At 72.7% G+C, this 20599-nt stretch carries 20 protein-coding genes; 9 read left to right on the top strand and 11 right to left on the bottom strand.

Annotated features, from left to right (window positions below; all coding sequences use genetic code 11):
* The 7 genes from HA630_RS09800 to apaG form a co-directional block, all read right to left on the bottom strand.
* The coding region (locus HA630_RS09800; RefSeq protein WP_166834406.1) for an ABC transporter substrate-binding protein at positions 1–506 on the bottom strand (506 nt) is incomplete at its 3' end.
* 48 nt (positions 507–554) lie between these two features.
* Complete coding sequence (locus HA630_RS09795; protein WP_166834404.1) at positions 555–1088, bottom strand: CinA family protein; 534 nt, start codon at positions 1086–1088, stop codon at positions 555–557.
* 12 nt (positions 1089–1100) lie between these two features.
* A complete protein-coding gene (locus tag HA630_RS09790) occupies positions 1101–1625 on the bottom strand; it encodes a phosphatidylglycerophosphatase A (RefSeq protein WP_166834402.1) in 525 nt (174 codons plus the stop codon).
* Positions 1622–2527, bottom strand: a complete 906-nt coding sequence (locus tag HA630_RS09785) for an NUDIX domain-containing protein (protein WP_166834400.1) — start codon at positions 2525–2527, stop codon at positions 1622–1624. The genes HA630_RS09790 and HA630_RS09785 overlap by 4 nt, the downstream gene beginning before the upstream one ends.
* Positions 2528–2562: 35 nt before the next feature.
* Positions 2563–3555 carry a thiamine-phosphate kinase gene (thiL, locus tag HA630_RS09780; RefSeq protein WP_166834398.1) on the bottom strand — a complete coding sequence of 331 codons (993 nt, stop codon included), beginning with the start codon at positions 3553–3555 and terminating at the stop codon, positions 2563–2565.
* Positions 3556–3558: 3 nt separating this feature from the next.
* Positions 3559–5703 carry a site-specific recombinase gene (locus HA630_RS09775; protein ID WP_166834396.1) on the bottom strand — a complete coding sequence of 715 codons (2145 nt, stop codon included), beginning with the start codon at positions 5701–5703 and terminating at the stop codon, positions 3559–3561.
* A 7-nt stretch (positions 5704–5710) separates the two neighbouring features.
* Positions 5711–6097: a Co2+/Mg2+ efflux protein ApaG gene (apaG, locus tag HA630_RS09770; RefSeq protein ID WP_166834394.1), complete on the bottom strand. Its 387-nt coding sequence runs from the start codon at positions 6095–6097 to the stop codon at positions 5711–5713.
* 129 nt (positions 6098–6226) lie between these two features.
* Here apaG and rpe point away from each other — a divergent pair, with 129 nt between their 5' ends.
* From rpe to HA630_RS09755, 3 genes are all read left to right on the top strand, one after another.
* A complete protein-coding gene (gene rpe / locus HA630_RS09765) occupies positions 6227–6904 on the top strand; it encodes a ribulose-phosphate 3-epimerase (RefSeq protein WP_166834392.1) in 678 nt (225 codons plus the stop codon).
* A 13-nt stretch (positions 6905–6917) separates the two neighbouring features.
* On the top strand, positions 6918–9275 hold the full coding sequence (locus HA630_RS09760; RefSeq protein WP_166834390.1) for a methyl-accepting chemotaxis protein: 2358 nt from the start codon (positions 6918–6920) through the stop codon (positions 9273–9275).
* A 139-nt stretch (positions 9276–9414) separates the two neighbouring features.
* Complete coding sequence (locus tag HA630_RS09755) at positions 9415–10602, top strand: MFS transporter (protein WP_166834388.1); 1188 nt, start codon at positions 9415–9417, stop codon at positions 10600–10602.
* On the opposite strand, the gene HA630_RS09750 is transcribed toward HA630_RS09755, so the two are convergent.
* Entirely contained in the window at positions 10511–12010 is a 1500-nt protein-coding gene (locus tag HA630_RS09750; RefSeq protein WP_166834386.1) for a chloride channel protein, read from the bottom strand. The genes HA630_RS09755 and HA630_RS09750 overlap by 92 nt on opposite strands.
* A 101-nt stretch (positions 12011–12111) precedes the next feature.
* Between HA630_RS09750 and ssb the strand changes: the two genes are divergently transcribed.
* Positions 12112–12621 carry a single-stranded DNA-binding protein gene (gene ssb / locus HA630_RS09745; RefSeq protein ID WP_166834384.1) on the top strand — a complete coding sequence of 170 codons (510 nt, stop codon included), beginning with the start codon at positions 12112–12114 and terminating at the stop codon, positions 12619–12621.
* Positions 12622–12714: 93 nt separating this feature from the next.
* Entirely contained in the window at positions 12715–13920 is a 1206-nt protein-coding gene (gene chrA, locus HA630_RS09740) for a chromate efflux transporter (protein ID WP_166834382.1), read from the top strand.
* 3 nt (positions 13921–13923) lie between these two features.
* Here chrA and HA630_RS09735 read toward each other — a convergent pair whose 3' ends face one another.
* Positions 13924–14796: an energy transducer TonB gene (locus HA630_RS09735; protein ID WP_166834380.1), complete on the bottom strand. Its 873-nt coding sequence runs from the start codon at positions 14794–14796 to the stop codon at positions 13924–13926.
* A 64-nt stretch (positions 14797–14860) separates the two neighbouring features.
* Here HA630_RS09735 and HA630_RS09730 point away from each other — a divergent pair, with 64 nt between their 5' ends.
* Both HA630_RS09730 and HA630_RS09725 read left to right on the top strand, forming a co-directional pair.
* On the top strand, positions 14861–15523 hold the full coding sequence (locus tag HA630_RS09730) for a metalloregulator ArsR/SmtB family transcription factor (protein WP_166834378.1): 663 nt from the start codon (positions 14861–14863) through the stop codon (positions 15521–15523).
* An 8-nt stretch (positions 15524–15531) separates the two neighbouring features.
* Entirely contained in the window at positions 15532–16839 is a 1308-nt protein-coding gene (locus tag HA630_RS09725) for an MFS transporter (RefSeq protein WP_166834376.1), read from the top strand.
* Between the two features lie 30 nt (positions 16840–16869).
* Here HA630_RS09725 and HA630_RS09720 read toward each other — a convergent pair whose 3' ends face one another.
* Together HA630_RS09720 and HA630_RS09715 are read right to left on the bottom strand one after the other, a co-directional pair.
* On the bottom strand, positions 16870–17742 hold the full coding sequence (locus tag HA630_RS09720) for a pirin family protein (RefSeq protein WP_166834375.1): 873 nt from the start codon (positions 17740–17742) through the stop codon (positions 16870–16872).
* A 94-nt stretch (positions 17743–17836) separates the two neighbouring features.
* Entirely contained in the window at positions 17837–18436 is a 600-nt protein-coding gene (locus HA630_RS09715; protein ID WP_166834373.1) for an FMN-dependent NADH-azoreductase, read from the bottom strand.
* A 96-nt stretch (positions 18437–18532) separates the two neighbouring features.
* Between HA630_RS09715 and HA630_RS09710 the strand changes: the two genes are divergently transcribed.
* Positions 18533–19459: a LysR family transcriptional regulator gene (locus HA630_RS09710; protein WP_243855428.1), complete on the top strand. Its 927-nt coding sequence runs from the start codon at positions 18533–18535 to the stop codon at positions 19457–19459.
* 96 nt (positions 19460–19555) lie between these two features.
* Positions 19556–20581 (top strand): GGDEF domain-containing protein, encoded by a 1026-nt coding sequence (locus tag HA630_RS26560; protein ID WP_166834369.1) that lies wholly within the window; start codon positions 19556–19558, stop codon positions 20579–20581.
* The last annotated feature ends 18 nt before the right edge of the window (positions 20582–20599 follow it).

The following is a 20599-nucleotide window of genomic DNA, read 5'->3' as shown; positions in this document are numbered from 1 at the left end:
TGGACCGAGCCCTGCAGCACCGCCACGCGCAGGCCGGCCAGGTCTTGCAAAGCCTCCACCCGGGCGCCGCGCCGCGCGTACAGCTGCGACCAGCTGTGCAGCACCGGCGTGCGGTGAAAGTCGAACAGGGCGTCGCGGGCCTCGCTGTAGGCCACGTCGGGCATCAGGTCGATGCGGCCGCTGGCCAGGCCGTCGAGGCAGTCCTGCCACTCGCAGGGCACGGGCTGCAGGCGCCAGCCCTCGCGCTGGGCGATGGCGGTGAGGAGTTCGGGAAAGATGCCGGCCGGCTGGCCCTGGGCGTCGAGGAAGATCTTGGGTTCGTTGGCGTAGACCCCGTAGCGCAACACCGCGGTGGGCTGGGCCTGGGCCGCCGCCACGGCCAGCAGGGCCCCGATCCACCACCCCACCCACAACGCCAGCCACGGCCGCCAACGGCGCAGCCCAGGCCGGGCCGCCGACGGAAGGGCCGCCGGACGCAAGCGCAGAGGCACGGGGCTGGGGACCATGCGGCCATTGTGCCGCAAGCCGGGGCGCGTGCGGCCGCTGCGGGGGCTTCAGGGGCGGTCGGGGGTCGCCAGCACCCCGGCCAGCGCGTGCTGCACGGTGGCGGCGCGCACCGCGGCGCGGTCGCCGGGGAAGACGCGGCGTTCGGTCCAAACCCGCTGGCCGTCGCACCAGCCGAACCAGACGGTGCCCACCGGCTTGTCCGGGCTGCCGCCGGTGGGGCCGGCCACCCCGGTCACGGCCACGCTGTGGCGCACGCCGGCCCGGTCGCGGGCGCCGCAGGCCATGGCCCGCGCCACCGGCTCGCTGACGGCGCCGTGCGCCGCGATCAGCGCCGCCGGCACGCCCAGCTGCGCGCTTTTGGCGGCGTTGGAGTAGGTGACCCAGCCCTGCTCGAACCAGTCGCTGGAGCCGCTCAGGGCGGTGCAGCTGGCGGCGATCAGGCCGCCGGTACAGCTTTCGGCGGTGGCCAGACGGGCGCCTTGCGCCTTCAGGCGTTCGGCCAGCGCGACCAGCAGCGGCCAGGTGGCCGGGAGCAGCCACAGCGGCGGGGCAGAAGCGTCGGGGGTGGGTAGGTCGGACATGGGACGGCGCGGTCAGACCCAGCGCCACAGCGCCAGCACCAGCAGGGTGCAGAAGGCGGCCACCAGGTCGTCGAACATGATGCCCCAGCCGCCGCGCCAACCGCCGCCTTTGAAGGCGCGGTCGGCCCAGCCCACCGGGCCGGGCTTGGCGGCGTCGAAAAACCGGAACAACCCGAACGCCACCGCCTGGCCCAGCAGGCCCATGGGCATGGCCAGCCACAGCACCAGCCAGAAGGCGACGATTTCGTCGATGACGATGTAGCCCGGGTCGGCCACGCCGCAGCGGCGCACCGTGGCCACGCTGGCCCACCAGCCCAGCAGCAGCCCGCCGCCGATGAGCGCGGCCCAGACCGCGTCCGTGGGCCGCCACAGCGCCTGGATGAGCAGGAACGCGGCCCAGCCCCACAGGGTGCCGACGGTGCCCGGCGCGCGCCGGCTCAGGCCGGAGCCGAAGCCCAGCGCCACCAGGTGCGACAGGTGGGCGCACAGAAAGCGCGCACCGGGCGCGGTCAGCGGGGGCACGGCGCCGGCGTTCATGCGAACCAGCCCTCGTAGCCGTCGAAGGGTTCGAAGCGCTGCGCCACCAGGCGCAGGCGGGTGGGGCCCGGCAGGGCGCGCCCGGCCACCGAATGGCGCGGGTCGCCGGGGTAGCACATGGCGCGGTGCGGACCGTCCATGAAGTGTTCGGGCTGGATGCAGGGCGGACGCCGTGTCTGCGCCTCGGCCCAGGCGCTGGCGCAGTCGGGGTGGCGGGCCAGCTGGGCCAGGGCCATGAGCTGCGGCGGGATCAGCCCGATCTCGCCGGCCCAGTAGCGCGCCAGGCCGGCGCGCGGGGTCAGCCACAGGGTTTCGGTGGCTTCGTGGTTGTCGTGCGCGGCCTGCTGGCCGGGCGGCAGCAGCGCCAAAAAGAAGCGGGTGTCGAAGCGCGGCGTGCCCACCGGCGGGTTGCGCGGGGTGATCCAGCGCGACCAGGGCTGCAGCGCGCGGGTGCGCCAGCGCAGGCCGGCAGCGGCCAGGGCCTGGGGCCAGGGGGTGCCGGCCTGCAAGCCGGTCCGCAGGCGCTGCGGGTCGGCCGGGGCGGCGCCGGGCGCGGCTTCGGTCAGCAACACGCCGGCTTCTTCGTGCATTTCGCGCAGGGCGGCCACGTGCAGGCCCAGGGCAGTGGCGGCCGGCGTGTCGGGCTCGGCCAGGCGCTCGTGCAGGGCGGCGGGCGGCAGGTCCAGGGCGCCGTCCCAGCCGGGGCCGTGGTCGGCGGGGTCCAGCTTGCCGCCGGGGAAGACGTACCAGCCGCCCAGCACGCCGGAGTTCTGGTGGCGGCGCAGCAGCAGCACCTCCAGGCCGTCGGCGCCGTCGCGCAACAGCACCACGGAGGCGGCGGGGCGCGGCGTGTCGGACGCGGCGGCGTCCACGGGGGCGGGGGCGGGCGGGGCAACGGTCATGCGCCGATTTTGACACCGGCCGGCCGCGCCGGCTGTCACCCGAAGTGGTCGAAGCCGCCGAGCTGGGCACCGGCCGGTGGCTCCAGCGGGCGTTGCTGCGCGTCCAGCAGGCGCACCGCGGCCTCGCCGGGCCGCGCCGGGCACAGGCGGCCGATGCGGGTGACCGGCGTGGCCGCCGCTTGGGCCGCGGCCTGCACCCGGGCCCGCGCGTCGGGCGGCGCGGTGAAGACCAGTTCGTAGTCGTCGCCGCCGGCCAGCACGCAGGTCCAGGCGCGCTCGGGCGGCAGGGCGCGCACGTCGTCCGACACCGCCGCCGAGGCCAGCAGCGCCGGGACGTCCAGCTCGGCGCCCAGGCGCGACGCCGCCAGGATGTGGCCCAGGTCGCCCAGCAGGCCGTCGCTGACGTCGGCGCAGGCGTGGATCTGCCCCTGCAGCGCCAGCCCCAGTGCCACCCGCGGCGTGGGCCGCTCCAGCCGGGCGCGGGTGCGCGCCAGCACGCGGGGCGGCACCGGCCAGTGGCCGAGCAGGCCCTCCAGCGCCAGCCGGGCGTCGCCCAGGGTGCCGCTGACGTACACGTCGTCGCCCACCCGGCCGGCGTCGCGGCGGGCGGCCCGGCCCGGCGGCACCTCGCCGAACACGGTCAGGCACAGGTTGAGCGGGCCGGCGGTGGTGTCGCCACCCACCAGGGCGCAGCGGTGCGCGTCGGCCAGGCCCAGCAGGCCGCGCGCGAACGCGGCCAGCCAGGCGTCGTCGGCCGCTGGCAAGGCCAGCGCCAGGGTGCAGGCCAGCGGGCGCGCGCCCATGGCGGCCAGGTCGCTCAGGTTCACCGCCAGGGCCTTGTGGCCCAGCGCCTCGGGGTCCACGTCGGGCAGGAAATGGCGGCCGGCCACCAGCATGTCGGTGGAGACGGCCAGCTGCATGCCGGGCGCGGGCGCCAGCAGGGCGCAGTCGTCGCCGTTGCCCAAGGCCACGCTGCTGCGCCGCAGCGGGTGCTGGAAGTGCCGGCGGATCAGCTCGAACTCACCCATGGCTCAGTCGGGCAGGCGACGTTCGACCTGGGCCAGCCGGCTGCCAGGACCGTCGGCGGCTTCTTCGGCGTCCCCTGTGGGCTCGGACGGTGCGTCGGCCGGCGGGATGTCGGCCACCGCGTCGGCGGCCTGGGCGGCGCGCGCGTCGATCGGCCACAGAAAGCTCCAGGGCGCGCGGCGCAGCCGGTGCCGGATGGCGGCCTGGATGCGCTGGCGGTTCACGTCGCTCACGCCCTGGGCCTTGAGCGCCAGGCGTAAGGCCAGGTAAAAGCTCACCGCCAGGTTGATCGGGCCCACCAGCAGCGTGGCCAGCACCGCCGACCAGAAGCCGCCCTCCAGCAGCACGCCCAGGCCCAGCGTGGCCACAGCGGCGGCCATCTGGCCCATCACCAAGGTGACGTGGCGCACGTCGGCGCCGAGCCCGAAAAAGCCGGCCACGGCGGGCACCAGCCCCAGCATCAGGCCCAGGGAAATGTTGGCGGTGAGGCCCGAGATGTGGGTGCGCAAAAAGCGCCCCCAGCGCTGCGCCCGGGCCGCGCCCAGGCGGCGGGTGATGGCCGGGTTGTAGCCGATGGCGCTGTCGAGCTTGTGCAGCACGAACCAGTTTTCCACCCAGCCGGCGACGATGCTGCTGGCGAACAGCAGCAGGCCGGTGCCGGCGGCGAACAGCAGCGTGGGGCCGAAGACCTGGTGCGCGTCCAGCACACCACGGGCCTTGGCCTCGGTCAGCATGGGCGCGCCGGTCAGCGCCCACAGGCCCAGGCTCAGACACAACACCATGGGCGCCACCGCCAGCAGGTTGCCGGCGATGGCCGCCACCTGCGAGCGGAACAGGTGCGCCACCTCGTCGACGAAGCGCAACACGGACTCGCGGCTGTTCAGGTCTTTCAGCTTGGCCACCATGGCCGGCGCGGTCACCGCGGGCTGCTTGGTGGCCACGGTGAAGTGCAGCATCTGGATCAGCACGAAGGCCGCGGCGTAGTTCAGCCCGGCGGTCAGCCCGCCCCAGAACGCCGACAGCGCCAGCCCACCCAGCAGGAACTTGAACCAGGTGGTGAAGCCCAGCACCGCCCCGCCGCCGGCGGCGCGCAGCAGCATCTGGCGGTAGTCGGCCCAGTGGCGGGTGATGTAGTGCTCGCCGCTTTCGGCGCTGCGCTCGGCCACGCGGGCGGCGGTGAGCTGGGTGCTGGTGGCGATCAGGGCACGGATGCTGCGGCTCTCGCGCCCGACCTGCACCAACTGCCCCAGCAGCTGGGCGGTGGCGCGCGGGCGCTGCTCGGCGTGCAGGCCGTCCAGCAGGGTTTTGGCGCGCAGCACCCGCTCGCGCAACTGCCGCAGCCGGAACACGATGCCCACCGAAATGCCGTGTTCCTCCAGGTGGGCGTACACGGTGTAGGCGGCGTGGCGCGATTCGTCCAGCAGGCGGCGCAGGCGCGCCTCTGCGGTGCGGGCGGCGTCGCTGGCCACGCCGTGGGCCAGGGCGGCCTGGCGGTAGGCCTCCAGCGCCACCGGCAGGTTCTGAAAGGTGCGCCCGGCGCGCGCCGCCGGCGACATGCGCACCCGCAAATCGGGGGTGAAGCCGGCGGCGCTGACCTGGCCCACGCAAAAGGCCAGCGCGTCCATCAGTGTCTGTTCCCAGGGGCTCAGGCCCGAGGGCGTGGGCGACCCAGGTGCCACGGCGTCAGGGGCCGGGGCGTCCAGCCAGGCGGCCAGGCGCTGCAGGGAACGCGCGGGCAGCGCGCGCAGCCAGCGCGCGTCGCGCGGGTCGGCAAACACCAGGCCGAACAGTTCGGCCATGTCGGTGGTCAGCGGCGAGGCCGGCAACAGCTTGCGCCGCAGCCGGTGGCCCAGTTCGGTGAGGAACACCGACTTGGAGGCAAACCCGAAATCGGCCAGCAGCGGCGCCAGGTCCACCGCGTCCCGGAAACGCTGCCACCAGCGCGGCCAACGCACGGCCCAGTCCGGGCTGGCGTCGGCCGCGTCCAGGCACTGCTCCAGCCGGCGCAGGGTGGCGGGCACGTCGGGCGTGGGGCCGCGCAGCCAGTCCACCAGCCCGATCAGCCACAGGTGGCGCTGGGCCAGGCCGGCCTCGGGGTCGAGGGCGGCGATCCAGTCGGCCGCGCTGCGGGGTTCGGTCGTTTGGGTCATGGGCGGGTCAGTGCAGGGCGCCGCCGCCGGCGCCGTCGGCGCGCAGCACAAAGGGCGGCACCGGGGCCTCGAAACGGTGGCCGTCCACCCCCACGCAAAAGTAGTGCCCGCTCATGATGCCCATGGGCGTGCGCAGGGGCGCACTGCTGGTGTAGCGGAACGACTCGCCCGGTTGCAGCAGCGGCTGGCGGCCGATCACGCCCAGCCCGTCCACCACCTGGGTGTGGCCGTGGGCGTCCTCGATCTCCCAGTGGCGCGCCACCAGTTGCGCGGCCACCGCGCCGGTGTTGCTGACGGTGACGGTGTAGGCGAACACGTACTGGTCGGCCTCGGGCTGGGACTGCTCGGGCAGGTACTCGGGCTGGACGGCGCAGGTGAACTGGTGCTTGGGCATGCGGGCTATGGTAGCGGGCTTGTCCCCTCGGTCCGCGACAAGGTCGCTGCATCCCCACTTTCCCTGACACGGCGGCGGGTCAATAATGGGCACAATCTCCTACTCTGTTCCAGCCGGGTTCCCGCCTCCATGACCACGTTCCGCATCGCCCCCTCCATCCTCTCGGCCGACTTTGCCCGCCTGGGCGACGAGGTGAAAAACGTCATCGCCGCCGGCGCCGACTGGATCCACTTCGACGTGATGGACAACCACTACGTGCCCAACCTGACGTTCGGGCCGATGATCTGCCAAGCGCTCAAGCCGCACGCCAAGAAGCCGGACGGCACCCCGGTGCCGATCGACGTGCACCTGATGGTCCAGCCGGTGGACGCGCTGGCCGGCGCGTTCATCGACGCTGGCGCCGATCTGGTCAGCTTCCACCCCGATGCATCCACCCACGTACACCGCAGCGTGCAGGCCATCAAGGCCAAGGGCGCCAAGGCCGGCCTGACCTTCAACCCCGCGCAGCCGCTGGACGTGCTGGACTGGGTGATCGACGACCTCGACCTGATCCTGATCATGAGCGTCAACCCCGGCTTCGGCGGCCAGAGCTTCATCGACAGCGCCCTGCGCAAGGTCGAGCAGGCGCGCCAGCGCATCGAAGCCAGCGGCAAGGACATCCGGCTGGAGGTGGACGGCGGCATCAAGGCCGACAACATCCGCCGCGTGGCCGACGCCGGTGCCGACACCTTCGTCGCCGGCAGCGCCATCTTCGGCAAGCCCGACTACAAAGCCGTGATCGACCAGATGCGCGCCGCCCTCGCCTGACCGCCTCACCCCCATGAGCACACGCACCCCCTCCGGCCTGATGGCCCCCGCCGTGGCGCTGATGCAGCGCCTGCCCATGAGCGTCAAGATGCTGGTGATGGCCGCCGTGCTGCTGCTGCCGCTGGCCTTCACCGGCGTGCAGCTGGGCCAGGGCTTCTGGAGCGAGCGCACCACCGCACAACAGGAAATGGCCGGGCTGCGGGTGGTGCGCGGCGTGGCCGAGTTGAGCGGCCACCTGCTGGACCACCAGGGCCAGGCGCACCTGCTGCTGTCGGGCCAGGCCGAAGCCCAGGCCGGGCTGGACGCCAGCGCCGCCGCCCTGCGCCGGGCCGTGGCCGCGCTGGACGCCGAGGTGCGCACCGCCGACGGCCTGGGGCTGGCCGCTGCCTGGGCGCCGCTGCAGCGCGACCTGACCGCCCTGGCCGGCACCGTCCCGGCCAGCGCCGACCGCGCCGCGCTCTACGACCGCCACACCGCGCTGCTGAGCCGGCTGCAGAAGTTCACCTCGCTCGCCGCCGAAACCTCCACCCTGCTGCTGGACCCCTACGCCGCCACCTACTTCCTGATGGACACGGTCGTCAGCCGCCTGCCGCCGCTGCAGCAGGCCGTGGCCCACCTGCGCAACGAGGGCGCGGCCCTGCTGGTGCAGCAAAGCGCGGGCCTCAGCTCTGAAATCATCACCGCTGCGGTGCGCCTGGGCGGCCAGAGTGGCAGCGTCAACGACCTGCTGGGCCTGGCCCAGGAGCGGCTCGATTCGCTGCAACGCGCCGGCGAAGCCCAGCCCGAGGGCTGGGCCCGGCTGCAGCAAAGCGCCGACAGCTACGCCTCCGAGGTGGGCGCCACCATGGGCTCCGGCGCCCTGATGGCCGACCCCCAGCAGCACCTGGCCCGCGGCAGCGAGGTGCTGCAGCACCTGCGCGGCTTTGCCGACGCCAGCGCCACCCGGCTCGACGCCCTGCTGCAGGCCCGCGCCGACCGCGCCGAGCGCCAGCTCATGGGCGTGGCCGCCGGGGCGGTGTTGCTGCTGCTCGTCCTCACCTACGGCATGCTGGCCTTCTACCACGCCACCCTGGACGGCCTGCGCCAGCTCGACCGGGTGATCGAACAAGCCACCCAGGGCGACCTGACCGGCGTGGTCCAGATCGCCGGCCGCGACGAAATGGCCCAGATGGGGCGCAAGTTCCAGGCCATGCTCAACAGCCTGTCGGCCCTGGTGGCCGACGTGCGCAGCGTCTCGGCCGTGCTGGGCCACATGGGCCAGCAGCTGGTGGCCGACAGCTCGCAGCTCTCGGGCCGCACCCAGTCGCAGGCCGCCGCGCTGGAGCAGGCCAGCGCCAACATCCGCGAGGCCGCCGAAACCGTCACCCGCAACAGCCAGAACGTGCAGGAGGTCAGCCGCGTCAGCGAACAGCTGCACCGCCAGACCGAAGAGGCCGGTGGCCTGATGCAGCAGACCGTCAGCGGCATGGGCACGCTGCAGTCCACCTCCAGCCGCATGAACGAGATCATCGGCGTGATCGACAGCATCGCCTTCCAGACCAACATCCTGGCGCTGAACGCCGCGGTGGAAGCCGCCCGCGCCGGCGAGGCCGGCCGTGGCTTCGCGGTGGTGGCGGCCGAGGTGCGCAGCCTGGCGCAGCGCAGCCAGGCCGCCGCCGGCGAGGTGCGCCAGCTCATCGCCGAGTCCACCGGCCGGGTGCAGTCCTCGGTCACGCAGATCAATTCGGTCAACGGCGTCATGGACCAGCTGGTGCACGGCATCCGCGACATCGCCACCCGCATCGACGGCATGGCCGTGGCCAGCAACCAGCAGAGCGCCGCGCTGAAAGAGGTGGCGCAGGCCATGGGCGAGATCGACACCGTGACCTACGAAAACGCCGCCATGGTGGACCGCACCAGCGCCCATTCGGCCGACCTGCTGGCCCACACCGACGACCTGGACCACGCCGTCCAGCACATGCGCCTGACCCAGGGCACCGCCGACGTGGCGATGCGCCTGGCGCAGGAGGCGCTGGCCCACATCCAGAGCGTGGGCTACGAACGCGCCTGCGAGGACTTCTACAACAAGAGCGGGCGGTTCATCGACCGCGACCTCTACGTCTTCGTCTTCGACCGCGACGGCGTCTACCGCGTGATGGGCGCCGACCGCGCCAAGACCGGCAGCCGCCTGCACGACGCGCCGGGCCTGGACGCCGACCAGCTGTTGCGCGACGCCTGGGAGCGCGCCGACCACGGCGGCGGCTGGGTGGAGTACAACATCATCAACCCGGTGACGAAGGACGTGCGCGGCAAGTCCTCCTTCGTGCTGCCCATCAACGACCAGCTGCTGGTGGGCTGCGGCGCCTACCGCAGCGCGCTCAAATCGGCCTGAGCCGGGCCGGGCAAACCCCCGGCCGCACGGCGCAGCCCGCGCTTGCGCGACAATCCGGGGTTTGCAGTGAACCCTTGGGCCGCGCCCGGCGCGGCCCGCCTTGCCCCAAGTGCCCGATACCCCACCCCCCACCCACCGCATGACCCCCGGCGAGCGCCGCGCCAGCGTCTCGCTGGCGTCCATCTTCGCGCTGCGCATGCTGGGCCTGTTCCTGGTGCTGCCCGTGTTCGCGCTGGAAGCGGCCCGCTACCCCGGCGGCGACGACCCGGGCCGGGTCGGCCTGGCCATGGGCATTTACGGCCTGACGCAAGCGCTGCTGCAGATCCCGCTGGGCATGGCCTCGGACCGCTGGGGCCGCAAACGCGTCATCCTGGCCGGGCTGGCGCTGTTCGCGCTGGGCAGCGCGCTGGCCGCCAGCGCCACCACGCTGGACCAGCTCACCCTGGGCCGCGCGCTGCAGGGCGGCGGCGCCATCTCGGCGGCCATCACCGCCTTCTTGGCCGACGTGACCCGCGACGAGGTGCGCACCAAGGCGATGGCGCTGGTGGGCATCAGCATCGCGCTGATGTTCGCGCTGTCGCTGGTGCTGGCGCCGGTGCTGGCGGCGCAGATCGGTCTGGGCGGGCTGTTCTGGCTGACCACCGGCCTGGCCCTGCTGGGCATGGCGGTGGTGGCCTGGGTGGTGCCGCCCGAACCCGCGGAACAGCGCGACGCCGGCCGCCGCGGCCTGGCCGAGGTGCTGCGCCACGCCGGCCTGCTGCGGCTGAACCTGGGCGTGTTCGTGCTGCACGCGGTGCAACTGGCCATGTGGATGGCCGTGCCCGCCCTGCTGGTGCAGGCCGGCCTCACCGCCGACCGGCACTGGGTGGTCTACCTGCTGGCGCTGCTGGGCTCGTTCCTGGTCATGGGCGGGGTGCTGTTCCGGCTGGAACGCAAAGGCCACCTGCGCGCGGTGTTCCTGTTCGCCATCGGGCTGATCCTGCTGGTGCAGCTGGGCTTCTGGTACAGCGCCAGCCACACGCCCTCGCTCACCGCCCTGGGCATTGGCCTGTTTCTGTTCTTCCTGGGCTTCAACACGCTGGAGGCGAGCCAGCCCAGCCTGGCCTCGCGCCTGGCGCCGGCGCACGCGCGCGGCGCGGCGCTGGGGGTGTACAACACGCTCCAGTCGGTCGGCTTTTTTGTCGGCGGCGCGGCCGGCGGCTGGCTGGTGCGCCACGTCGGCGCACACGGCCTGTTCATGGCGTGTGCGGCCCTGGCCCTGCTGTGGCTGGTGGTGGCGTGGCCGATGCGGGCCCCGGCGCCGGCGGCGGCCCGTCCGGCGCACTGACCGCCGGGACCGGCACCGCGGCCGCCCCGGGCGGCGCGGCCTCGCTCGCCGCGGGCGCGGCATCGGGGGCGGGGGCCGGCGGGCGCACCACCGTGGCCCACAGGGTTTCGGCCATGGTGCTGTAGAGCGGGCGGCTGACCATGCGCGACAGCAGGCTGGCCAGCAGCGCGCAGCCCATCAGGCTCAACACCATGCTGTGGCCGTCGGTCATCTCCATCACGATGATCATGGCGGTGATGGGCGTTTGCGTGACCGCCGCCAGAAACCCCGCCATGCCGATGGCGATGAGCGCCTGCACCTGGCGCGTGTCGGTGAGCCAGGCGATGTCGGCGCCCACCCCGGCGCCCAGCGACAGGCTGGGCCCGAAAATGCCGCCGGGCACGCCCGACCAGGCCGACCACCACGAGGCAATGAACTTGAGCCCCGAAAACAGGAAGGGCGTGTGCTGCTCCACCGACTCCATCGACAGCAGCGCCTTCACCTGCGGGTGACCGCCGCCGTGGACCCCGCCGTCGCTGACCACCCCGATCAGCGCCACCCCCAGCCCGCACAGCGCGGCGAAGCGCACCGGGTGGGCCCGGCGCAGGGCGCAAAAGCGGTCGGGCAGGCCGGTGAACGACACCAGCAACAGCCGCGACAGCAGCCCGCCCATGAGGCCGCAGACCGCCGCGATCAGCAGGCCCGGCCAGAACAGGTCGGCCCAGGACACCACCTCGATGCGGACCCGGCCAAAGTAGGACAGGTTGCCGAACACCGACACCGACACCAGCCCCGACACCACGATGGCCGCCAGCATCAGGCCGCTGTTGCGCTGCTCCAGCCGGCGCGACAGCTCCTCGATGGCGAAGACGATGCCACCCAAGGGCGTGTTGAACGCCGCCGCAATGCCGGCCGCCCCGCCGGCGACCAGCAATTCCCGGTCGCTGATGACGGTTTTGGGCGACAGGTAACGCCGTGCGTGGTGCATGACGCCGGCGGCCACCTGCACCGACGGCCCCTGGCGCCCGATGGACAGCCCGGCCAGCAGGCCGCCCGAGACGCCCAACACCTTGGCCGCCGACAGCTTGAGCGAGACAAAACGGGCGCGCTGCTCGCGCGGCAGGCGCGGCTCCAGCGCCACCAGGGTCTGGGGCACGCCCGAGCCCCCTGCGCCAGGTGCCCAGCGCCGCAGCAGCCAGACCACCGCGGCGGTGACGGCCGGCGTCCAGAGCAGGGGCGCCCACCAGTGGCGGGTTTGCAGCTCGGCAAAACGGGCGTAGGCCGCGTCGGCCAGCCAGGTGAAGGCCACCACCGCCAGGCCGGCCAGCACGGCAAAGCCGATGACCACCGCGCGGTCCAGCCAGTGGCGCCCATCGATCACCTCGTGGCGCAGGTGTTCCAGAAAATCGGGCTGTTGGGGCCGTGGCATGGCCCAAGTGTAAAAGCGGGCCGCCCGGGGCTGGCGTCCACGGGCAAATGTTGGACAATCGGCCTTCGTTACACACCACGCTAGAGAGGGTTTTCCACGCCATGGCATCCGTCAACAAAGTCATCCTGGTCGGCAACTGCGGCCGCGACCCCGAGATCCGTTACCTGCCCTCGGGCCAGGCCGTGGCGAACGTCAGCGTGGCCACCAGCAGCCGCCGCAAAGACCGCAACAGCGGCGAGACGGTGGAAGACACCCAGTGGCACCGCGTGACCTTTTACGACCGTTTGGCCGAAATTGCCGGCGAATACGTGCGCAAGGGCCGCCCGATCTACGTCGAAGGCCGCCTGAAGTACGGCAAGTACACCGACCCGTCGGGGGTGGAGAAGAACACGGTGGACATCATCGCCACCGAACTGCAGCTGCTGGGGGGCCGCGAAGGCATGGGCGGCCAGGGCATGGACGAAGGCGGCGGCGGGGGCTACGCCCCGCGCGCGGCCGCCCCCATGGCCCGCCCGGCGCCCGCCGCGGCCCCGCGCCCCGCGCCGCAGCGGCCGCCGGCCCCGGCGCCCAGCACCGGCTTCGACGACATGGACGACGACATCCCGTTCTAAGCCGCCACCGCACACCTGCCCCAAGGCCCGCTCTCCCCGCCGGAAGCGGGCTTTTGCCTGTCCGGGGCCACCCCACCGCCAGCCGAGGCACCCATGACCGACACCCCCGCCAGCGACCGCGACCCCTGGGCGGTGTTCCTGATTTTCCTGCGGCTGGGCCTGACCGCCTTCGGTGGCCCGGTGGCGCACCTGGGGTATTTCCGCGAGGAGTTTGTGACCCGGCGCCGCTGGCTGAGCGAGCGCAGCTACGCGGACCTGGTGGCCCTGTGCCAGTTCCTGCCGGGGCCGGCCAGCAGCCAGGTGGGCCTGGCGCTGGGGCTGTCCCGCGCGGGTTACGCCGGCGCGCTGGCAGCGTGGGCGGGGTTCACGCTGCCGTCGGCCGTGGCCCTGGTCTTGCTGGCGCAGGGCCTGGCCAGCCACGGCGACGCGGTGCCGCCGGGCGTGTTGCACGGCCTGAAGCTGGTGGCGGTGGCCGTGGTGGCGCAAGCGGTGTGGGGCATGGCCCGCCAGCTCTGCCCGGACGCACCGCGCATCGGCCTGATGGCGCTGGCCACCTGCGGCGTGCTGCTGGTGCCCTCGGTTTGGGGCCAGGTGGGGGTGATGGCTTTCGGGGCCGTGGTGGGGCTGTGGTGGTTCCGGCCCGGGCCAGGCACCGCCCACGACCCCCTGCCCTTGACCGTTCGCCGCCGCGCGGGCCTGTGCTGGCTCGCGCTGTTTGCGGGGCTGTTGCTGGGTTTGCCGTGGTGGGCCGCCTGGGCGCCGAACCCCACGCTGGCCCTGGTGGACGCCTTTTACCGGGCCGGCTCGCTGGTGTTGGGTGGCGGGCACGTGGTGCTGCCGCTGCTGCAGGCCGAGGTGGTGCCCACCGGCTGGGTGGACCCCGACACCTTTCTGGCCGGCTATGGCGCGGCCCAGGCCGTGCCCGGCCCGTTGTTCACCTTCGCCGCGTTCCTGGGCGCGTCCACGCAGGCGGCCCCGAGCGGCTGGCTGGGCGGGCTGATCGCTCTGCTGGCGATTTTTGCGCCCGCCTTCCTGCTGGTGGCGGGGGCTCTGCCGTTCTGGGAGCAGCTGCGCCGCAGCCCGCGCACCCAAGCGGCGTTGTGGGGCACCCAGGCGGCGGTGGTGGGCGTGCTGCTGGCGGCGCTGTACCAGCCGGTGTGGACCAGCGCCGTCCACGCCCCGCCAGACTTTGCCCTGGTCCTGCTGGCGCTGGTGGCGCTGGTGACCTGGAAACTGCCGCCCTGGCTGGTGGTGCTCGGCAGCGCCGTCGCTGGGGGAGTGTGGGGCGCGCTGGGCTGACCCTCAGCGCCCCAGCCGGTCCGAGCCCCAGCGCTCCAGTTGCCGGCGGTCGTGGGCGCTTTCGGCCTCGATCGTGTCCTGCGGCAACTGCCGCAGGCAGTCCGCCATCGCCTGCCCGTCCCGCTGTTCGGTGCGGGGCTGCACCGCCGGCCCGGGGTCGGACTGGCCGTCCCAGGCATAGGGGTTGCGGAACGCGGGCCGCTCGGGCAGGCAGTCGTTCTGGTACAGGGGGGTGTCGTCCACCACGTGGGGCTGGAAGGAAATCGTCTTTTCAAAGACCAGCGGCTGCCCCGTGGGGGTGGGCGGCAGCGGGGGCATCGCATCCATGGCCTGACGCGCCCGCTGCTCGGCCACGGGCGAGGTGCTCCAGAGCGTCTCCAGCCGGGTCATGCGGCCATCGGGCGCGATTTCCACCCGAAAACGCACCGCCCCCTGGTCCGGCCCCTCGAAGGCCGTGCCCATCAGGCTGCGCACCTGCTGACCCCAGGTGTGGCGGTAGGGCTTGCTGTTTTTGAGCGTGTAGCGAGACGCCAGCGCCCATTCTTCGGCGGTGGGGGCGGGCGGTGCGTCCAGGTAGGCCCGCTCGCGGTCGGGGGCCTGGGGTGCGGGCGGGGCCGCTGTCGGCCTGGCCATGGCCGGGACAGGCACGGGCCGCGCCGGGGCGGCGGCCGGGCGCGGCGGTGAGGGCGCCGACGTGGGGTCGGGGCTGGGCGCGGGCGGTTCGGAGGCCCACATTTCCACAAAAATGGGCGGCGCCACGGGCGCGGTGGGTGGCGGGGGCGTGAACGCGGTCAGGCCCGCCAGCCCCAGCACCGCGGCGTGCAGCGCCACCGACAGCGCCACGGCCCACAGGGTCTCGGTTCGGGGTGGGTGCATCAGGCCCGTATTGGACACGCGAATTTCAGTGTATATTTAATCTAAACAACATTTGAATGTTAGCATGAACAAGCGGCAACTGAAGGACCTGCTGTACGAGCAGGTGGCGCGCATCGGCAAGGCGGTGGCCAGCCCCAAGCGGCTGGAGCTGATCGAGTTGCTGGCGCAGGGCGAAAAATCGGTGGAGCAGCTGGCCACGGAGTTGTCCATCGGCATCAAGCTGGCCAGCGCGCACCTGCGGGCGCTGCGCGAGGCGCGGCTGGTCACCTCGCGCAAGGACGGCAAGTTCGTCGTGTACCGCCTCACCGGCCCGGACGTGGCCGGCCTGTGGGTGGCCCTGCGGCAAGTGGCCGAGGAACACCTGCTGGACCTGCGCGTGGCGCTGGACCAGATGGTGGCCGAGCCGAAGAAGCTGGTGTCGCTGGACCGCCAGGCCCTGATGGACCAGGCGCAGCGCGGCGAAGTGGTGGTCATCGACGTGCGCCCTCAAGCGGAATTCGAGCGTTCGCACCTGCCGTATGCGCGGTCCATGCCGGTGCAGGAAATCGCCAGCCGTTTGTCAGAGCTGCCCAGGGACAAAGCCATCGTCGCCTACTGCCGCGGCCCGTTCTGCCTGTTTTCTGAGGAGGCCTACGAACTGCTGCACAGCCAGGGTTACCGGGTGCACAAGCTGCTCGACGGGGTGAGCGAGTGGCGGGCGGCGGGCATGCCCTTGGACACCGACTGAAGCCCCCGATGGCACCCACACACGGCATCCGGGCCAACCTGGCGCAGTTCCTGCACCAGTTGTTGCAGGTTTTGCTGGTGGGGTTGACCCTGGGCATGGTGCGCACGGTGGTGCCCGCGCTGGCCGAGTCCGAATTTGGCGTGCCCAAGACGTCGTTCCTGCTGCTGACGGCGTTCGTGGTGGCGTTCGGCGTGGTCAAGGGAACCATGAACTTCGTGGCGGGGCGGTTATCCGAGCGCGTGGGCCGCCAGCGTGTGCTGCTGCTGGGCTGGCTGGTGGCCTTGCCGATACCGGTGATGGTCTGGTACGCGCCACACTGGCACTGGGTGGTGGCCGCGACCGTGCTGCTGGGCGTGAACCAGGGGTTGACCTGGTCGATGACCCAAACCGCCAAGCTGGACATCACGCGCATGCAGGAACGCGGGCTCACCCTGGGTCTGAACGAGTTTGCGGGCTACCTGGGGGTGGCACTGGCGGGCCTGGCCACCGCTTGGCTGGCCACCTGGCTGGGGCCCCGCCTGGGGCTGCTGCTGTTTGGCCTGGCGGTGGTGCTGACCGCGCTCGTACTGACGCAGGTGTGGGTGCGCGAAACCCTGCCCTGGGCGCGGGCCGAGGCGGCGCGGCACGCGGCGGGCGGGGGCCAGCCGTTGGCGCGGCCTCGCCACCCCCGCCACGTCTCCAGCGCGCCCGGCACCTGGGAGGTTTTCACGCTGATGAGCTGGCGCGACCGCCGGTTGTTTGCGCTGTGCCAGGCGGGCCTGGTGGAAAAGTTTGTGGATGCGCTGGTGTGGGTGTTCTACCCGGTTTACCTGTACCAGCGGGGGCTGAGCCTGCCGCAGGTGGGCTCGGTCATCGGGGTCTATGGCCTGGTGTGGGGCGCGGCGCAGCTGTTCACGGGGCGCCTGTCGGACCGCATCGGCCGCCATCGCCCCAACGTGTGGGGCATGTGGCTGTGCGGGGCGGGCGTGGCCTTGATGGTGCTGGGCCAGGGGGCGCTCTGGTGGTCGGCGTCTGCCGCGCTGTCGGGGCTGGGCATGGCCCTGCTGTACCCGAACCTCTCGGCGGCGGTGGCCGACATCGCCCACCCCCACTGGCGGGGCACGGCCGTCGGCATCTACCGCTTCTGGCGCGACCTGGGCTACGGCATCGGCGCGCTGGGGCTGGGCCTGACCGCCCATTTCACCGGCCAGGTGACCGCCGCATTCTGGTTCGTCGCGCTGTCCATGGCGGCGTCGGGCGCCCTGCTCGGCTGGCTGGGCGAGGAAACCCACCCCCGGCTCAACCCACAGGGGCCCCCACCGCCCGGCGCTGGCTGACATCGCGGTGTCGCCACCGGTGTCGGCCGTTCAGCCCAGGCGCCCGGCGCGGAAGTCGCGGATCGCCTGGTGGATGTCGGCCTCGGTGTTCATCACGAAGGGGCCATGCTGGACGATGGGCTCGTTCAGCGGCCGCCCAGCAATGAGCAGCGCCCGTGCGCCGGTCGGGGCGTCGAGGACGATGCCGTCGGCCTGCGGGTCGTTGGCCAGCACGGCCATGCGTTGGGCCGGCACGTGCTGCTCGCCCACGCGGACGGCGCCCCGGTACACGTACACGAAGGCGTTGTGGCCGGGCGGCAGCGCCTGCGCGAAGCGGCTGCCCGGGGGCAGGTGCAGGTCGAGGTAGAGCGGCGCGGTGGCGTCGCGGGTCACGGCGCCGGCCACGCCGTGGCTGGCCCCCGCGATCACCGCCACCGCCACGCCCTCGGGCGTGACGAAGCGGGGCAGCTCGGCGGCACTGAAGTCGCGGTACCCCGGCGGGCACAGCTTGTCGCGGCCGGGCAGGTTGAGCCAGAGCTGAAAACCCTCCATCACCCCCGCTTCCTGCTGCGGGATTTCGGAGTGCACCACGCCGCGCCCGGCGGTCATCCACTGCACGCCTCCGCTGTCCAGCAGGCCTTCGTGGCCGGCGCTGTCGCGGTGCAACAGCCGCCCGGCGATCATGTAGGTCACCGTCTCGAAGCCGCGGTGCGGGTGGTCGGGGAAGCCGGCGATGTAGTCGTCCGGCCGGTCGCTGCCGAAGGCGTCCAGCATCAGGAAGGGGTCGAGCCGGCGCTGCAGGTCCTGGGTCAACACCCGGGTGAGCTTGACGCCGGCGCCGTCGGAGGTGGGCAGGCCCGCCACCAGGCTTTCGACGCGGCGGGGGTGGGCAACGGTTTCGGTCATCGGGGCGGCGGTGGGCATGGGGCGGCTCCTGCAAACACTGGGGGATCGTTGGGCGCGCCCCGGGGACGCGGTCCCGGGGTTGGCGTCGGGCGCGGGCGCGCCGGGGCCTGGCTCAGGCCAGGGCGGCGGCGAGGTCGGCCTCGGCCTGGGCAAACCCCCGGGCGGCGGCCTCAGGGCCCATGTTCAGGCCTTCGGCGTAAATCGGGCGCACGTCGGTCAGGCCCAAAAAGCCCAGCACGGTCTTGAGGTAGGGCACCTGGGTGTCGTGCGGCTGGTCGCGGTACAGGCCGCCACGGGCCAGGGCCAGGTACACGGTCTTGCCCTGCAGCAGCCCCTGGGGGCCCTGGTCGGTGTAGCGGAAGGTGACGCCGGCGCGGGCGATGGCGTCGATCCAGGCCTTGAGCTGCACCGGCACGCCGAAGTTGTACATGGGCACGCCCAGCACCAGGGTGTCGTGCGCCTGCACCTCGGCGATCAGGGCGTCGTACTCGGCCACCACGGCGGCCTGTGCGGCGCTGCGCTGGTCGGCCGGGGTGAACAGCGCGCCCAGGGCGGCTTCGTCCAGCACGGTGACGGGGTGGTCGGCCAGGTCGCGCAGGGTCACCTGGGCGCCGGCGTGCCGGGCCTGGAGGGCCGCGACCACCTGGTGGGCCACTTTGCTGGAGTTGGCGGCGCCGCGGCGGGGGCTGGCGTGGATTTGCAGGATCTTCATAGGGGGCTCCGAAAGGTGGTTGGGGGGCGATGGGTGTACTGTAAATCGGCCCATTGAAGCGATAAATCCCCTGAAATGGATATCATTGTTCTTCAAATGGAACTATCAACCGCGGGCATCGACCCCAACGACCTGCTCATCTTTGCCCAGGTGGCCGAGCGGGGCAGCTTCAGCCGCGCCGCCGAGGCGCTGGGCCTGCCCAAGTCCACCGTGTCGCGCCGGCTGGCCGGGCTGGAGCTGCGGCTGGGCGAGCGGCTGCTGCGGCGCACGACGCGGCGCCAGTGGCTGACCGAGTTCGGCCTGCAGCTGCTGGAACACGCGCGCCAGGTGGCGGCCGAGGTGGACGCGGTGGCGGCCCTGAGCGCCCACCGCCAGGCCACGCCCAGTGGGCGGCTGCGGGTGTCCATGCCCAGCGACCTCGCCACCCTGCTGCTGGCCGAGGCGCTGGCCGGTTTCGCGGCGGACCACCCGGCGGTCACGCTGGAGCTGGACCTGTCGCCGCGCCGGGTGGACCTGCTGGCCGAGAACTTCGACCTGGCGGTGCGCATGGGCGAGCTGCCCAGCGACGCCTCGCTGGCAGCGCGGCGGCTGGCCGTGTTCACCAACGGGCTCTACGCCAGCCCGGCCTACCTGGCCCGCCATGGCCACCCCCAGCAGCCGGACGACCTGCCGCGCCACCGCGCCGTGCGGCTGTTGGGCCGCCAGGGCGACGCCCTGCCCTGGCACCTGGTGCAAGGCCAGCAGCACTGGCACGGCCGCCCGGCGGGGGGGCTGGTGGCCAACTCGCCGGAGCTGCTGATCCGCCTGGCCGCCGCCGGCGGCGGCATCGCCGTGGTGCCCGACCGCTTTGCCGCGCTGCAGGTGCAACGCGGCCAGCTGGTGCGGGTGCTGCCCGACTGGCACCCGCCGGCCCACGACGCCTGGGCCGTGTTCCCCGAACGCCGGCTCATGCCCACCAAGACCCGCGCCTTCATCGACCGGCTGCAGCAGGCCCTGGGTGCGGCAGACTTACCACAGTCTTGACGTAAGGGTTGAAGAGTCCTGCCATAAACCGTTGCCAGACATTACAATTTTCCTGCCGGGCCTAGCCACAGTGGCCCACCAACCGGGTGCCACCGCGTGCAATACCAAGAAACCAGAGACAAAAGCGCCGAACTGCTGCGAACCGTGATCGGGTTCATGGGCCAGCACGACGCCGCCTTCAACCCCACCACCTACAGCGTCTGGTACGAATATGCGGCCGGCCTCAACGCCCGGCTCAACCAGGCGCTGGACCAGCTCAAGCTGACCGAACCGCGCCTGGGCGATGCGTCCATCCAGCGCCTCTACCGCGAGCACATCGCCGGGGTGGACGACAAGACCATGGACCGCATCAGCCGCGACTTCCAGCAGGTGATGAACAACGTGGTGGACAGCGTGCAACGCACCGGCGACCAGGCCGGGGCCTTCGGGGCCGGCCTGCACGACCTGAACACCGCGCTGCAACAGACCGACAACCCCGCCGCCCTGCACGACCACCTGCAGCTGGCGCTGCAGCGCAGCCAGGCGATGCAGGACTCGGCCGCGGCCCTCAAGGCCCAGGTGGACGCCAGCCGCGCCGAAATCCAGCGCCTGCGCGCCGACCTGGACCGCGCCCGCGAAGAGGTGTTCGTGGACAGCCTGACCCGGGTGCTCAACCGCAAGGGGCTGGACCACCGCCTGGAACAGTTGCTGCGCCAACCCCTGACCGCGCACCCCAGCCACGGGCTGGTGATGGTGGACATCGACCACTTCAAGCGCATCAACGACGAACACGGCCACCTGGTGGGCGACCAGGTGCTGGCCGGCATGGGCGAACTGCTGCGCAAGGTGGTGAACGACCCGGCGCACCTGGTGGCGCGCTACGGGGGCGAGGAATTTGCCATCGTGCTGCCGCACGCCGGCCTGGAGGCCACCGCCGCCGTGGCCGAACGGGTGCGCGCCACCGCCAAGGCGATGAAGCTGCGCAAGCGCAACACGCAAGACGTGGTGTTGAGCGTGACCGTCTCGGCCGGGGCCGCGGCGCTGCAGCACGGCGAAAGCGCGAACGATTGGATCGCGCGAGCCGACGCGGCGCTGTACCGCTCCAAGGCCAGCGGGCGCGACCGGGTGTCGCTGGCGGCCTGACCGGCACGCGGCCCGCGC

This window comes from Aquabacterium sp. A08, assembly GCF_011742065.1.
The sequence above is the reverse complement of the archived record's forward strand: the minus strand, read 5'-3'. Positions and strand labels throughout refer to the sequence as shown.

Coding starts and splice junctions, on each gene's coding strand:
- apaG (WP_166834394.1), bottom strand. CDS start 6,097: ATGCCCAAGCACCAGTTCACCTGCGCCGTCCAGCCCGAGTACCTGCCC.
- chrA (WP_166834382.1), top strand. CDS start 12,715: ATGACCGACACCCCCGCCAGCGACCGCGACCCCTGGGCGGTGTTCCTG.
- HA630_RS09795 (WP_166834404.1), bottom strand. CDS start 1,088: ATGTCCGACCTACCCACCCCCGACGCTTCTGCCCCGCCGCTGTGGCTG.
- HA630_RS09755 (WP_166834388.1), top strand. CDS start 9,415: ATGACCCCCGGCGAGCGCCGCGCCAGCGTCTCGCTGGCGTCCATCTTC.
- HA630_RS09750 (WP_166834386.1), bottom strand. CDS start 12,010: ATGCCACGGCCCCAACAGCCCGATTTTCTGGAACACCTGCGCCACGAG.
- HA630_RS09775 (WP_166834396.1), bottom strand. CDS start 5,703: ATGACCCAAACGACCGAACCCCGCAGCGCGGCCGACTGGATCGCCGCC.
- HA630_RS09725 (WP_166834376.1), top strand. CDS start 15,532: ATGGCACCCACACACGGCATCCGGGCCAACCTGGCGCAGTTCCTGCAC.
- HA630_RS09790 (WP_166834402.1), bottom strand. CDS start 1,625: ATGAACGCCGGCGCCGTGCCCCCGCTGACCGCGCCCGGTGCGCGCTTT.
- HA630_RS09785 (WP_166834400.1), bottom strand. CDS start 2,527: ATGACCGTTGCCCCGCCCGCCCCCGCCCCCGTGGACGCCGCCGCGTCC.
- ssb (WP_166834384.1), top strand. CDS start 12,112: ATGGCATCCGTCAACAAAGTCATCCTGGTCGGCAACTGCGGCCGCGAC.
- rpe (WP_166834392.1), top strand. CDS start 6,227: ATGACCACGTTCCGCATCGCCCCCTCCATCCTCTCGGCCGACTTTGCC.
- HA630_RS09710 (WP_243855428.1), top strand. CDS start 18,533: ATGGAACTATCAACCGCGGGCATCGACCCCAACGACCTGCTCATCTTT.
- HA630_RS09735 (WP_166834380.1), bottom strand. CDS start 14,796: ATGCACCCACCCCGAACCGAGACCCTGTGGGCCGTGGCGCTGTCGGTG.
- HA630_RS09720 (WP_166834375.1), bottom strand. CDS start 17,742: ATGCCCACCGCCGCCCCGATGACCGAAACCGTTGCCCACCCCCGCCGC.
- HA630_RS09730 (WP_166834378.1), top strand. CDS start 14,861: ATGAACAAGCGGCAACTGAAGGACCTGCTGTACGAGCAGGTGGCGCGC.
- thiL (WP_166834398.1), bottom strand. CDS start 3,555: ATGGGTGAGTTCGAGCTGATCCGCCGGCACTTCCAGCACCCGCTGCGG.
- HA630_RS09715 (WP_166834373.1), bottom strand. CDS start 18,436: ATGAAGATCCTGCAAATCCACGCCAGCCCCCGCCGCGGCGCCGCCAAC.
- HA630_RS09760 (WP_166834390.1), top strand. CDS start 6,918: ATGAGCACACGCACCCCCTCCGGCCTGATGGCCCCCGCCGTGGCGCTG.